The sequence below is a fragment of the Dongia sp. agr-C8 genome (genome assembly GCF_054658695.1).
Window position 1 is genome coordinate 1,449,116 of record NZ_BAAGHZ010000001.1, and the last position, 12,575, is coordinate 1,461,690.

Sequence of the window (12,575 nt, forward strand, 5' to 3'; positions counted from 1 at the left end):
GGATCGGTATCCGGGTTAAGCGGCGACCGGCAGGCTGAGTTCCCGCCAGACGCTGGAGAGCGCCGCGATCAGCTGCGCGACCTCCGCCTCGCCGTGCAGCGGCGTCGGGGTCAGGCGCAGCCGCTCGGTGCCCTTCGGCACGGTCGGGTAGTTGATCGGCTGCACATAGATGCCGTGCTGCTCCAAGAGGATCGCGGCGACGCGCTTGCAGGCCTTGGGGTCGCCGACGCGGACCGGGACGATGTGGCTCTCGCTTGCCATGACGGGGAGTCCGGCGGCCGCGAGCCGTTTCTTCAGGTCGGCGGCGATCGCTTGGTGCCGCGCGCGGAGATCGCTGGCGCCGCGGATCACCTTGAGGCTGGCGCGGGCGCCGGCCGCGACGGCGGGCGGCAAGGCGGTGGTGAAGATGAAGCCCGGCGCAAAGCTGCGCACGAAATCCACCAGCGGCGCCGAGCCGGTGATATAGCCGCCGATCAGGCCGAAAGCCTTGCCGAGCGTGCCTTCGATCACGTGGAAGCGGTGTGCGAGGCCCTCGCGCTCGGCGATGCCGGCGCCGGTCGCGCCGTAGAGGCCGACCGCATGCACCTCGTCGAGATAGGCGAGGGCGTTGAATTCCTCGCAGACGTCGAGCAGGTCCTTCAAGGGCGCGATGTCGCCGTCCATGGAATAGACGGATTCGAAAGCGACGATCTTCGGCCGGTTGGGATCGCAGGCGGCGAGCAGCTGGCGGAGATGCACCGCGTCGTTGTGGCGGAACACCTGGTATTCGCAGCGGCTGTTGCGGATGCCGGCGATCATCGAGGCGTGGTTCAGCGTGTCGGAGAAGACGATCGCCTCCGGCATGTGCTTGGCGAGCGTGCCGAGCGCCGCCTCGTTGGAGATATAGCCGGAGGTGAAGACCAGGCCGGCTTCCTTGCCGTGGAAGGCGGCGAGCTCGCGCTCGAGCTGCACGATCTCGTGGCTGGTGCCGGAGATGTTGCGGGTGCCGCCGGCCCCCGCACCGGATTTCGAAATCGAGGCATGCATCGCCTCGGCGAGCGCCGGGTGCTGGCCGATGCCGAGATAGTCGTTGCTGCACCAGACGGTGACTTCGCGCGCGGCGGCGTCCGGCGTCGCGCGATAGAGGGCGCGCGGGAAGCGGCCGGCGATCCGCTCCAGGTCGGCGAAGCTGCGGTAGCGACCTTCGGTCTTCAGGTCGTCCAGGCGTTCCCGGAAAAAGGAATCGAAATTGCGCATCACGCCGCGACTGCCTGGCTCTTCAACCATTCCTGCGTTTCCGCCAGGGCCTTGCGGAAGCGCTTGAACATCTCGCGGATCTGGCCCTCGGTGCAGATCAGCGGCGGGCAGAAGCAGATCGAATCCGCCACCGGCCGCAGGATCACGCCGTGATCATGGGCGATCCGGATCAGGTTCGGCCCGACCGCGAGCGACGGATCGAAGCCTTCCCGCGTCTTCTTGTCCTTCACGAGCTCAAGCGCGCCGATCAAACCGATGCCGCGCACCTCTCCGACCAAAGGATGGTCGGCGAAGCTCCGGAGCTCCTCCAGGAAGGCCGGGGCGATCGCGCGGACATGGTCCAGGATCTTGCGTTCCTCGTAGATCTTCTGGGTCTCGAGCGCCACCGCCGCGGCGATCGGATGGCCGGAATAGGTGATGCCATGCGCGAAGGAGCCGTGCTTGCCGGAGTTGTCGCGCAGGCCCTCGTAGACCCGCTGGCTGATCAGCACCGCGGCGATCGGCATCTGCGCCGCCGAGAGCTGCTTGGCCATGGTCATGATGTCGGGCTTCATGCCGTAGGTCTGGCTGCCCCATTGGTTGCCGGTACGCATGAAGCCGCAGATCACCTCGTCGGCGACCAGCAGGATGTCGTGCTTCTTCAGCACCTTCTGGATCTTCTCCCAATAGGTCTTCGGCGGGGTCAGGACGCCGCCGGCACCCATCACCGGCTCGGCGAACATCGCGGCGATGGTGTCCGGGCCTTCGCGCTGGATCAGCGCTTCCAGGCTGTCGGCCATGCGGGTCGCGAAATCCTCCTCGCTCTCGCCGGGCTTGCCGAAGCGGTAGTAGTGCGGGCAATCGGTGTGCAGGATGTTGGCGATCGGCAGGTCGAAATCCTTGTGCACCAGCGGCAGCCCGGTCAGCGAGCCGGAGCCGACGGTGACGCCGTGATAGCCCTTCACCCGGGCAATCAGCTTCTTCTTCCGCGGGCGGCCGAGCGCGTTGTTCAAATACCAGATCATCTTGATCGCGGTGTCGTTGGCCTCGGAGCCCGAGTTGCAGAAATAGGCCTTCGACATCGGGGCCGCCTGCGAGGCGAGTCCTACCAGTTTCTCGGCAAGCTCGACGGTGACCGCCGGCGCCTTCTGGGTGAAGGTGTGGTAATAGGGCAGGTTCTCCATCTGCCGGACCGCGGCGTCGATGATCCGCTGCTCCTTGCCGAAGCCCAAGGCCGCGCACCAGAGGCCGGACAGGCCGTCCAGGTATTCCTTGTCGTTCTCGTCGTAGACGAAGGGGCCGTCGCCGCGGACCACGACGAAGCCGCCTTCCTTCTCGTTCTTCACGGCGTTGGTGTAGCCGTGGAGATGGTATTGGGAATCGCGGGCGGCAAACGAGTTCGGCTTCGGGCTCGAAGTCATGACGGCAGGATCCTTATCGCACGGCTGGCGCGGGGCGATCTCGGTGCCTGAACTGCCTAGCCTTCATGGAGTCCCGGTAATATCCTATCCGGAATGACCTAAGTCAAAGGCGCGATTGTGGCCAGACAATTGGTCGCAAAATCTTGAGTTTAAGGGGAAATCATGGCGTTGCGAATCTGCATCGGCGGGGCGACCGGCTGGACCGGCTCGGCTTTGATCAACGGCGTCCGCGCGGCGGCCGACCTGGAGCTTTCCGGCGCGGTGGCGCGCAAAGCGGCCGGGCAGGAGGTCGGCGGGGTGAAGGTCGCTGCCTCGGTCGCCGACGCGCTCTCGGCCAACAACACCGATGTCTACATCGACTACACTCATCCTTCCTCGGTGAAGGCGAATGTGCTGACCGCGCTCGACATGGGGGTCGCGGTGGTGATCGGCACTTCCGGCATGAGCCCGGGGGACTACCGCGACATCGCGGCGAAGGCCGACAAGCAGGGCCTCGGCGTGGTGGCGAGCGGCAACTTCTCGCTGACCGCGGCGCTGCTGACGCGCTTCTCGCTGCTGGCGGCCGAGCAGGTGGCGGATTACGAGATCCTCGATTACGCGAAATCGACCAAGCCCGACGTGCCCTCCGGCACCGCGCAGGAGCTGGCCGAGCGGCTCGGCCGGATTCGCCCGAGCGTGCCCGGCGTGCCGGTGGACAAGATCATCGGGCCGAAGGAGGCGCGCGGCGCCGATGTCGGCGGCGGGCGGGTGCATTCGATCCGGCTGCCGAGCTACGTGCTGGCGGTCGAGACCATCTTCGGCGCCAACGGCGAACGGCTGCAGATCCGGCACGAGGCCGGCACTTCGGCCGAGCCCTATGTCGGCGGCACCCTGCTCGCGGCGCGACGGGTGGGCGCCATGAAGGGCCTGGTGCGCGGGCTCGACAACCTGCTGTTCGGCCCGCTGGCTTCGGAGAAGAAGGGCTGACGCCTAGCCGACGCTGACGGTGATGCCATTGCGCACGGCGAGGGTCGCGGTGCGCTGCCCGGCCTGGTCGAGGCGCAGGTAGAGCGTATGGGTGCCGTCGCTGTCGCCGGCGGCCCAGCGGCCGCTCTGGTCGTCGGAAAGGTCGAGCACGTCGCCGGGGCTGCCTTCGACGAAGAACACGGCCGCGGCGGCGGTCTGCGCCAGAACCGTGCCGCCGGTGATGTGGATGGTTTCCGGATCGCCGGCGAGACCGGAAGACGGAGCGGCGGCCATGGTGTCGTCGCGGGTCTGGATGGTGAGCTCGGCATGCTGCACGCCTTCGGGCGTGTCGAATTCCAGCTCGATCGCGACGCGGCCCCAGGGATCGACCACGGCGTCCACCGGCACACGCAGATAGCGACCGCTCGGGATGCCGTCCGGGTGGCGCCGCTCGATGGTGACGGATTCGACCTTGCCGTCGAGCCGATGGTCGTCGGTGCCCTTGAAGGACCAGCTCTCCGGATGGCGCACCAGCAGGAAGCGGACATCCGTTCCGTCCGACAGGTCGTCGATGCTGGCGGCAACGGCGATTGCGGATGACTTCAAGACGGGACGGAACCGTTCGGCTGGCTTGCGCCGGCGCATGATGTTTTCCTCATTCGATGTCGAGCAAGCTCAACATGGCATGAGTTTCCGGTCGCGTCTTCGCCCCGCGGCAATATTGCCGCGGGTGACCGAGATCAAACCACCATCATGGTGTATCCAGACGCACGTAGTGTATTTTAGGCAAATGCGGCGTCAGCCAAGGACCTGATCCAAGCCCTTGATCAGGCGGTCGATATCCTCGGCGCTGTTGTAATGCGCGATGCCGACGCGAACCACGCCGTCCTCCGGTTTCAGCCCCAGTGCCGTGATGCAGCGCCGCGCCCAGAAGTCGCCGTTGCCGATCGCGATCTTGTGCCGGTGCAGCTTCGCCGCGATCTCGGTCGAGGAGCGGCCGGGAATCCAGAAGCCGATCACCGGGGCGAGGCGGCCATCGCGCGTCGGCACGCGGCCGAGGATGCGGACGTCCTTCCGGCTCTTGAGGAAATCCTCGACCCGGGCGGCGAGCGCGGCTTCATGCGCGCCGATCACGTCGTAGACGCGGGCGACGCGGGTGTGAAAGGCATTCTCCGGCTGCTTGAAATGCGCGCGATAGAGGGCGTCGAAGTAGTCGGCGGTGCCGACCGTGCCCGCGGCATGCTCGTGGTTGGGACCGCCGGGCAGGAACTTGTAGGTGATGCTCTCGTCGCCGATGAAGAAGTGGTTCTGCGCCACCGCCTTCTCCAGCAGCGCGCGCTTGCCGTAGAGCACGCTCTGGTGCGGGCCGCAGACCTTGTAGAGGCTGAAGACGTAGAAATCGACGTCGAGCGCCTTCACGTCGATGGAGAAATGCGGCGCATAGGCCGTGCCGTCGATGAAGGCCAGCGCACCCGCGGCGTGGATCTGCTTCACGATCGTCGGCAGGTCGTGGACGATCGAGCAGACGTTGGAGCAATGCGTCATCGCGACCAGCCGGGTGCGGTCGGAGAGGAGCTTCGACAATCCGTCGGGAACCAGGGCGCCGGTCTCGCGGTCAACCGGCCATTCCTTGATGACCAGGCCGAGTGATTCCAGGCGGCGCCAGGCGCCGACATTGGCCTCGTGGTCCTGCTCGGTGACGATGATCTCGTCGCCGGGCTTGAAGGAGGGCGCCAAAGCCTGCGCCATCATGAAGACGTTCATCGTGGTCGAGGGGCCGAGGAAGATCTCGTTCACCTCGGCATTGATGAAGTCGGCCATCGCCTGCAGGCCGCGCTTGATCCGGTCGGTGGCGCGGACCGAAGAGTCGAATTCCCAGTTCGGCTGCACCTGGCTGTCGGACATGTATTCGACGGTGCGGTCGATCACCTGTTTCGGCACATAGGAGCCGCCGGCATTCTCCAGGAACACCCAGCCGTCTTTCAGCGGCGGGAATTGCGCGCGCACGAAATCGATGTCGAGTGCGGGCACGGCCGCAGGCTTCACCGTGTGATTCAAGATGCGACCGCCTTGCCGCCATGGGCCAGGGACCAAGCTTCGGGGTCCTCCAGGAAGGCGACCACGCTGGCCCGCGCCTTGGCGTCGAGCCGCCCGGTCTCGGTCGCGACGTCGAGCACGTCGCGCCAGGTGGCGAGGCCGTGCAGCTTCACGCCGCGTTCGGCCAAGGTCGCGGTCGATTGCGGGAAGGTGCCGTAGTGGAAGATGACCAGCGCATGCTCGACCTTGCCCTCGGCCTGCTTCACCGCATCGACGAAGGTGGCGAGCGAGCCGCCGGCGGTGCAGAGGTCTTCCATGACCAGGCAGCGCGCGCCGACCGGCATGCTGCCTTCGATCTGCGCGTTACGACCAAAGCCTTTGGGTTTCTTGCGCACGTACAGCATCGGCAGGCTGAGGCGATCGGAGAGCCAGGCGGCGTAGGGGATGCCGGCGGTCTCGCCGCCGGCCACGGCGTCCAGGCTCTCGAAGCCGATCTCGCGCTCGACCAGCTCGGCGGCGAGCTCGATCACTTTCCGGCGCGCTCGTGGGAAGGAGATGATCTTCCGGCAGTCGATATAGACCGGGCTGGCCCGGCCGGAGGTCAGGGTGAAAGGCTGGTCGGGGCGAAGATGCACCGCTTCGATTTCGAGCAGGATTCGGGCGACAACCGGGCCCGATGGGCCGGCCGAGACGGGCAGCGCCATGGCTTCAAGACTCCGCAACAGGTGAGTGACGGGGCCGGAGTATGGCCGGAGGCCCTGGTTGCAGCAAGCCGCGGCCGGGCGCAGCATCAATGAAAATTAACCAATCAGGCTTAGGATTTGCTAGATTTCGGGCCGGGTCTGGCCGGCCTTCCCGTCGACTCGGGAATGCGCGGGCCGGACCTGGGGACCAATCCTCACAGGATGCCGGATGTTGCCTTGCGCGGGCACGCAGGATCGGGACGGGGAGTGATCGATGGCGGTGCAGCCGTTCTCGATCGCCAAGCGCGTCCTGTTCGGCCGCAATCCGGCGCAACCCGGCAACGCCGTCGGCCCGGCGCCGCATGACAACGGGCCGCAGCCGGCACAGCGCCGTCCGCTGCGCATCCTGGCGATCGACGGTGGCGGTATCCGCGGCATCCTGCCGGCCATGGTGCTCTCGGACCTCGAACGCCGCACCAACCGCCCGATCATCGATCTTTTCGACCTGATCGTCGGCACCTCGACCGGCGGGCTGGTCGCCCTGGCGCTGGCCTGTCCCAACGCCGAGGGCAAGCCGCGCCATACCGCCCGCGACATCGTCCGGCTCTACGAGGTCGAGGGCAAGCGCGTCTTCTCCCGCTCGGTCTGGCACAAGATCCGGTCGGTCGGCGCGCTGGCGGAAGGCAAGTATCCCTCCGCCGGCATCGAGGGTGTGTTGCAGGACTATTTTGGTGAAGCCCGGCTGAAGGATGCGTTGGCCGATGTCGTGGTACCGGCTTATGAGATCGAGCGGCGCATTCCCTTCTTCTTCAAGACCGCCAACGCCAAGGCGAAGTCCTATTACGACTACCCGATGAAGAAGGTGATCCGCGCGGCGACCGCGGCGCCGACCTATTTCGAGCCCATGCAGGTCCAGATCGACGGACCGAATGACTATTACGCCTTGGTCGATGGGGCGCTCTATGCCTACAACCCGGGCATGTGTGCCTACGTGGAGGCCCTGCACCGCTATCCGGGCAATGACGGCGTCATCATGGTTTCCTTGGGAACCGGGAAGCTCACCAGGCGGTTGCCTTATGATGAAGTGAAGGATTGGGGCGCAGCCCGCTGGGCGCAGCCGGCCTTCGCGCTGATGTGCGACGGCATTTGTGACGTCGTTGACCATCAATTGCAGCAATTGCTGCCTGAGACAGAAGACGGGTTGCGCCAGTATTATCGCTTCCAGGCGCGACTCGATGTCGGCAACGACGACATGGACGATGCCAGCAACACCAATATCCGCGTGCTGAAGCTGCTGGCGGAGGACATGCTGCAGGCCAATCGCGCGGTACTGCGGAGTCTCGCGGACAAGCTTCTCATGTCTGCGCCGGAGCGGCCCGACGCCCCGCCACCCGACACGGCGGCCGATGCGCCGCCCCCCGCCATGACGCCGCAAATGGCGAAGCAGATGGCCGCGGCGGCCGGCGAGACCGAGTGAGCATCATATTTTCCGGCGCGACAGGCGCGCCGGCCCTTTCCGTCAGGCGACCGTCACCTATCTGTGTTAGATCGGCAGTGTAGTACGAGCGTGGGCAACCAAGCGTGGGGACGCAAAATGCCAACCGACAAGCGCGGCTTTCAGATTTCATATTCTGATTTCTGGCGTCTCTACCTCGATGCCCATCGCAGCCCGGCGACCCGCGGCATGCACTACGCGGCGACCCTGGTCGGCGCCGCCAGCACCCTAGCGGCCGCGATCCTGGGCGAGCTCCTGCTGGCCCCGCTCGGCATCATGATCGCCGTGGGCATGGCGGTGGGATCGCATCGCTTCATCGAACACAACCGCCCGCTGATCCGGATCAATCCGCTCTACGGCGCGATCTGCGATCTTCGCATGATGTGGCTGGCGATCACCGGCGGGCTGCCGCGGGAATACGCCCGGCTCGGCCTGGGCGCCGCGGCGCCGCGGGAGTCCGCTTCCGTCCTGAAGGCTTGACCGTCCTGAAGGCCTGATCGACCGGCCCTTGGCGATCCCGCCCCCGGCTTGATAGCATCCCCGCTATCGGCAGTGGGTGGAGGTGGCCATGCGGGGGTTGATGGCTGCGCTGGGTGCCGTACTGGTTTGCGGTGCTGCTGCGCTGGCCGGATTTGAGCCGGCTGAAGCCAAGGAGACCGAGGAGTTCAACATCGGTCAATGGACCGGGTTCTCCTATACCAATGACGACACCGGGCAGTTCACGGATTGCACGGTCTGGGCGTTCAACCGCAACAACGTCCAGCTCGGCGTCAGCGTCAAGAAGGACTGGAGCCTCGAGCTCTGGCTGAACAGCAAGTCCTGGAATCTGCCCGCCAACCAGTCCTATGCGATCAGCTACTGGATCGATCGCAACCGGCAATACACGGGCCGGGCGGAGACCAGTTCCGACAAGTACGTGGTCATTGCCGCGGAGTACGACCAGGATGTCTTCAACGAGCTGCAGAACGGCAGCCAGGTCACCTTCCGTGCCCAGAACGAGGACTACATCTTCGACCTCAGCCAGTCGCGCGCGGCGCTCAACCGCCTGCTGAATTGCGTCGACCAGTATTCCAAGCAGGCCTCGGCCAATCCGTTCGGCGGAGGCGAAGCTCAACAGGGTGGCGGCGGCCAGGGCGCGCAGCCCTTCGGTGACAGCCAGGGGCAGCCGAACGATAGCCAGCAGCAGGAAGCAAGCAGCGGCGATCAGGGCAGCGTGCGGCTTAAGGAGCTGACGCTTACCACCGACGACGTTCGCCGGTTCCTGGTCGATGTCACCGGCGCCAAGCCGTCGATGGTCAGCGCGGAATCGAAAACCAGCAAATTGGGCAATCCCTACTACGCGTTCTCGACGCCGATCGGCGCCGGACAATTCTGGCAGGAGCATCTCGGCAACGACACGTTGCGCGGCGTAGCGGACTTCTACATGAACGCCTACAAGGAAGAATGCGAATCCGACTTCAACCAGACGGTTCAGGATCCGGTCCAAGGCGACCGGGGCGCGATGATCGTTGCATCGGCGACTTGCTCAAACTCGCCTTACCAGAACGGCGGCGCCGAGGTCCTTTCTTACATCCTGACTGTGACCAGCGGCGACGTGATCTCGACCTACGTCACCTATGTCGGCGGCAATGCCGCCAAGGCGAAGACCGACAGCCTGGGCAGGCTGATCGCCCGGCGCCAGGAATCCGACATCAAGTAGAGCGGCCGGTTCCGAGATATTTGAACGTGCCTTCGGCGCGGGCGATGGTCTTGCCGTCGCTGGTGACTTCGGCCTCGGCGAAGCCGATGGATTTGCCGCCGCCGATCCTTTTCCCCCGGGCGATCAGCGTGTCGCCGAGCCGCGCCTGGCCGATGAACATGACGTTGATCGAAAGCGTCACGACCGCGCGCGGCTGGTCCGGGTCGTCAACGAAGGCGGCCGCGAAACCCGCCGCGCTGTCGAGCAGGGTGGCCAGCACGCCGCCATGCGGGATCGAGGCGCGGTTCAAATGCTGCGGGCCGACCTTCAGCGTCATTTCCGCGGTGCCGACACCGCGCGCTGTCAGCTTGTAGCCGAGCAAATCCGCAAAGCCACTATGGGCTCTCCCGATCTCCGTCATGCAAAGAGTCTCCTAGAATGCCGGCCGCACGATGCCCGAGCCGCGCGGCCCATGTCATCAGCTTTCGTAGGGGGCAGCTTTCCTTTGGGGGGTAAGCGAGCCTTGAACCCTTGCAAGGGCGGGGGAAATCGAGAAGACTGCCTTTCCCGTCCCGTTCCCTTTCAGCATAGCGGCATGATCGAGCTTTATTCGTGGACCACACCGAACGGCCACAAGATCCACATCATGCTGGAGGAAACCGGCCTGCCGTATCGGGTGCACAAAATCAATCTCGGCGCCAAGGAGCAGACACGGCCTGAATTTCTGAAGATCAATCCGAACGGCAAGATCCCGGCGATCGTCGACACCGAGGGTCCCGATGGGAAGCCGCTGGCGGTCTTCGAATCCGCGGCGATCCTTGTGCATCTCGCGCAGAAGAGTGGAAAGTTCCTTCCCGTGGAGCCGCGTGCGCGCTACGCCACGCTGGAATGGCTGATGTTCCAGATCGCCAATATCGGGCCGATGTACGGCCAGGCCTTCCACTTCCGCAGCGTGGCGCCCGAGCGCGTCCCTTACGCGATCGACCGCTACACCAACGAAGTGGGTCGGCTGCTGGGCGTGATCGACCGGCGGCTCTCCGAGCATGCCTATCTTGCCGGCGGTGAATACACGATTGCCGACATCGCCTCCTGGCCCTGGGTGCGCAACAGCCACAGCTTCGGCTTCAACATGGAGAACTATCCGAACGTCCAGCGCTGGGTGAGCGCGATCGCCGAGCGCCCCGCCGTGCGGCGCGGGTTGAAGGCACTCGAGAAGGCGGCGGCGTGATGGCGACGGATTCGAGCAACATCGGGGCCGGGATCGCGGTCTACACCTGGCCGACGCCGAACGGGCAGAAGATCCATATCGCGCTCGAGGAGCTCGGCCTGCCTTACACGCCGATCCCGGTGGACATCGCCAAGGGCGACCAGTTCCAGCCCGAATTCCTGAAGATCAGCCCGAACAACAAGGTGCCCGCAATCGTCGATCCCGAGGGCCCCGGCGGCCAGCCGATTGCGCTGATGGAATCCGGCGCGATCCTGATCTACCTCGCCGAGAAGACCGGAAAGCTCTGGCCGAAATCCGCGCGCGACCAGTCGGTGGCGCTGCAATGGCTCTCGTTCCAGATGGCGAATATCGGGCCGATGCTGGGCCAGGTGGTGCATTTCCGGCATTACGCGGCGGAACCGGCGCCCTATGCGATCGAGCGCTTCACCAACGAGGCGAAGCGGCTCTACGGCGTTCTCGACATGCGCCTTGCCGAGGTCGAATACCTGACCGGCGGCGGTTACGGCATCAGCGACATCGCGATCTTCCCCTGGCTGCGCTACTGGGAGAAGCAGGGCGTGCAGCTCAGCGACTATCCCAGCCTGGAGCGCTGGTTCAACGCGATCGCCGCGCGGCCGGCGGTCGAACGCGGCGTCGCCGTTCTCGCAGAGCTTTCGCGCACCCCGAAGCAGCTCTCGCCGGAGGAGCGGGATGTGCTGTTCGGCGCCCGGCAATACGAGCGGCGCTGACTGGCCCGGCGCCGTTTTCGGAGCCCCCGCCCGGGAACGCCGGTGGGGGTCGGACATTGGTTTCCCATGGGCGATGATGCGCTGGTTCCCCCCGAAACGCAGCGCTCCAAGCCGTCGTCCATCGATCCGCGATCGGCCCCTCTGACATCACAAGGCCGATCCAGATCCAACTCGCCTCGTCGCCCCTCCGTCCTCGTCGGAGGGGCGACTGCGTCTGCGGCCCGGAAATGGGGCTTGGCGCGGGCGGGGCGGTTTTCGGAGCCGGTTTGACATTGGGCGGCCCGGCCGTTACTAAACCCCCGCGCATACGCCGTGGCGCAAGCTGCTCAATAACGGACGTCTCTTGTGCGGAGGGGTGGCCGAGCGGCTGAAGGCGGCGGTTTGCTAAACCGTTATAGGGCCCTAAAGCCCTATCGGGGGTTCGAATCCCCCTCCCTCCGCCACTTCATCCCAGAACAACCCGCGACGCTTGCCGAAACCGTCATTCTGCCTTCGATGGGCATCGAATCGCGCCGGCCATCACGCGGTGCGGACCGGCCGAGAAAGCGTCACGGTTTCGTGTCATCTTCAACCTGCGGTAACCATTGCGGCGGCGCCTGCCGGGCGGATCTTGCCGTTAGCGCAGCGCGCTGTGGGACTTCTGGCGGATTTTTGCCGAGCAGCTCACACGCTGATCCCCGATCGCATAAAATTCTCGGTAAATACGTTAAAATCATCTGGCATCCACCTTGCACATACCAGATGGTTGAGGCTCTGCTATTGGCATCAGTCGAGGCTCTGACCCCAACTGTTATTTGTAGTCGAAGTGTAAAATGAAGACGACAAATCCAGGGGGCGCGGCCGCGCCGCCTGAAGCCTCAGTGCCACCGCTCTCTCCCGATCTCGTCGGGACTGAGGCGGTTCCCGTAACGGCGCCCATCCCCCTTATTTCCGAGTCCACGGATGCCCTGAGCCTGCCGCCTGATCCGGTATCCGAAAGCGTGCCTCACGAAACTGTGCCCGGCGAGGGCGCGACGGTCGAACCGACGGTAGCGACACCTCAGGCCAGCCATATCTTCGCCCCCCAGCCGCAGCCGGTTTCGCCGTCCGACGCCGAGCCGCGTGAACGCCGTTCGGCTGCGACCATGGCGCCGGCCGATGAGGAT

12 protein-coding genes and 1 tRNA gene are annotated in these 12,575 nt (G+C 65.4%); 7 read left to right on the forward strand and 6 right to left on the reverse strand.

Features of this window, described 5'->3' with window-relative positions:
- Positions 1–15: 15 nt before the first annotated feature.
- Positions 16–1,266 (reverse strand): 5-aminolevulinate synthase, encoded by a 1,251-nt coding sequence (hemA, locus tag ACYQ4T_RS06670; RefSeq protein WP_459851700.1) that lies wholly within the window; start codon positions 1,264–1,266, stop codon positions 16–18.
- Positions 1,236–2,636, reverse strand: coding sequence for an aspartate aminotransferase family protein (locus ACYQ4T_RS06675; RefSeq protein ID WP_459851702.1), 1,401 nt, complete (start codon positions 2,634–2,636; stop codon positions 1,236–1,238). Before ACYQ4T_RS06675 ends, hemA begins: the two co-directional genes overlap by 31 nt.
- Positions 2,637–2,798: 162 nt before the next feature.
- Between ACYQ4T_RS06675 and dapB the strand changes: the two genes are divergently transcribed.
- The gene (dapB, locus tag ACYQ4T_RS06680) at positions 2,799–3,602 is read left to right on the forward strand and encodes a 4-hydroxy-tetrahydrodipicolinate reductase (RefSeq protein WP_459851704.1); all 804 of its coding nucleotides are present in this window, start codon (positions 2,799–2,801) and stop codon (positions 3,600–3,602) included.
- 3 nt (positions 3,603–3,605) lie between these two features.
- Here dapB and ACYQ4T_RS06685 read toward each other — a convergent pair whose 3' ends face one another.
- From ACYQ4T_RS06685 to ACYQ4T_RS06695, 3 genes are all read right to left on the reverse strand, one after another.
- Positions 3,606–4,226: a hypothetical protein gene (locus ACYQ4T_RS06685; RefSeq protein ID WP_459851707.1), complete on the reverse strand. Its 621-nt coding sequence runs from the start codon at positions 4,224–4,226 to the stop codon at positions 3,606–3,608.
- 153 nt (positions 4,227–4,379) lie between these two features.
- The gene (locus tag ACYQ4T_RS06690) at positions 4,380–5,639 is read right to left on the reverse strand and encodes an aminotransferase class V-fold PLP-dependent enzyme (protein ID WP_459851709.1); all 1,260 of its coding nucleotides are present in this window, start codon (positions 5,637–5,639) and stop codon (positions 4,380–4,382) included.
- Entirely contained in the window at positions 5,636–6,322 is a 687-nt protein-coding gene (locus tag ACYQ4T_RS06695; protein ID WP_459851712.1) for an orotate phosphoribosyltransferase, read from the reverse strand. The genes ACYQ4T_RS06690 and ACYQ4T_RS06695 overlap by 4 nt, the downstream gene beginning before the upstream one ends.
- Positions 6,323–6,575: 253 nt before the next feature.
- Between ACYQ4T_RS06695 and ACYQ4T_RS06700 the strand changes: the two genes are divergently transcribed.
- The 3 genes from ACYQ4T_RS06700 (at position 6,576) to ACYQ4T_RS06710 (ending at position 9,495) form a co-directional block, all read left to right on the forward strand.
- Positions 6,576–7,778: a patatin-like phospholipase family protein gene (locus tag ACYQ4T_RS06700; protein WP_459851714.1), complete on the forward strand. Its 1,203-nt coding sequence runs from the start codon at positions 6,576–6,578 to the stop codon at positions 7,776–7,778.
- Between the two features lie 117 nt (positions 7,779–7,895).
- Positions 7,896–8,276: an Mpo1-like protein gene (locus ACYQ4T_RS06705; protein WP_459851716.1), complete on the forward strand. Its 381-nt coding sequence runs from the start codon at positions 7,896–7,898 to the stop codon at positions 8,274–8,276.
- Between the two features lie 88 nt (positions 8,277–8,364).
- Positions 8,365–9,495: a hypothetical protein gene (locus ACYQ4T_RS06710; RefSeq protein ID WP_459851719.1), complete on the forward strand. Its 1,131-nt coding sequence runs from the start codon at positions 8,365–8,367 to the stop codon at positions 9,493–9,495.
- On the opposite strand, the gene ACYQ4T_RS06715 is transcribed toward ACYQ4T_RS06710, so the two are convergent.
- Positions 9,488–9,895 (reverse strand): PaaI family thioesterase, encoded by a 408-nt coding sequence (locus tag ACYQ4T_RS06715; protein ID WP_459851721.1) that lies wholly within the window; start codon positions 9,893–9,895, stop codon positions 9,488–9,490. The two genes, ACYQ4T_RS06710 and ACYQ4T_RS06715, sit on opposite strands and share 8 nt — an antisense overlap.
- 174 nt (positions 9,896–10,069) lie before the next feature.
- Between ACYQ4T_RS06715 and ACYQ4T_RS06720 the strand changes: the two genes are divergently transcribed.
- The 3 genes from ACYQ4T_RS06720 to ACYQ4T_RS06730 all read left to right on the forward strand — a co-directional run bounded on the left by ACYQ4T_RS06720 (position 10,070) and on the right by ACYQ4T_RS06730 (position 11,873).
- A complete protein-coding gene (locus ACYQ4T_RS06720) occupies positions 10,070–10,702 on the forward strand; it encodes a glutathione S-transferase N-terminal domain-containing protein (RefSeq protein ID WP_459851723.1) in 633 nt (210 codons plus the stop codon).
- On the forward strand, positions 10,702–11,430 hold the full coding sequence (locus tag ACYQ4T_RS06725; protein ID WP_459851725.1) for a glutathione S-transferase N-terminal domain-containing protein: 729 nt from the start codon (positions 10,702–10,704) through the stop codon (positions 11,428–11,430). The genes ACYQ4T_RS06720 and ACYQ4T_RS06725 overlap by 1 nt, the downstream gene beginning before the upstream one ends.
- Positions 11,431–11,779: 349 nt before the next feature.
- Positions 11,780–11,873: transfer RNA gene (locus ACYQ4T_RS06730), tRNA-Ser, on the forward strand.
- Positions 11,874–12,575: the final 702 nt, after the last annotated feature.

Coding starts and splice junctions, on each gene's coding strand:
- ACYQ4T_RS06715 (WP_459851721.1), bottom strand. CDS start 9,895: ATGACGGAGATCGGGAGAGCCCATAGTGGCTTTGCGGATTTGCTCGGC.
- ACYQ4T_RS06675 (WP_459851702.1), bottom strand. CDS start 2,636: ATGACTTCGAGCCCGAAGCCGAACTCGTTTGCCGCCCGCGATTCCCAA.
- ACYQ4T_RS06710 (WP_459851719.1), top strand. CDS start 8,365: ATGCGGGGGTTGATGGCTGCGCTGGGTGCCGTACTGGTTTGCGGTGCT.
- ACYQ4T_RS06725 (WP_459851725.1), top strand. CDS start 10,702: ATGGCGACGGATTCGAGCAACATCGGGGCCGGGATCGCGGTCTACACC.
- ACYQ4T_RS06700 (WP_459851714.1), top strand. CDS start 6,576: ATGGCGGTGCAGCCGTTCTCGATCGCCAAGCGCGTCCTGTTCGGCCGC.
- dapB (WP_459851704.1), top strand. CDS start 2,799: ATGGCGTTGCGAATCTGCATCGGCGGGGCGACCGGCTGGACCGGCTCG.
- ACYQ4T_RS06685 (WP_459851707.1), bottom strand. CDS start 4,226: ATGCGCCGGCGCAAGCCAGCCGAACGGTTCCGTCCCGTCTTGAAGTCA.
- hemA (WP_459851700.1), bottom strand. CDS start 1,266: ATGGTTGAAGAGCCAGGCAGTCGCGGCGTGATGCGCAATTTCGATTCC.
- ACYQ4T_RS06695 (WP_459851712.1), bottom strand. CDS start 6,322: ATGGCGCTGCCCGTCTCGGCCGGCCCATCGGGCCCGGTTGTCGCCCGA.
- ACYQ4T_RS06720 (WP_459851723.1), top strand. CDS start 10,070: ATGATCGAGCTTTATTCGTGGACCACACCGAACGGCCACAAGATCCAC.
- ACYQ4T_RS06705 (WP_459851716.1), top strand. CDS start 7,896: ATGCCAACCGACAAGCGCGGCTTTCAGATTTCATATTCTGATTTCTGG.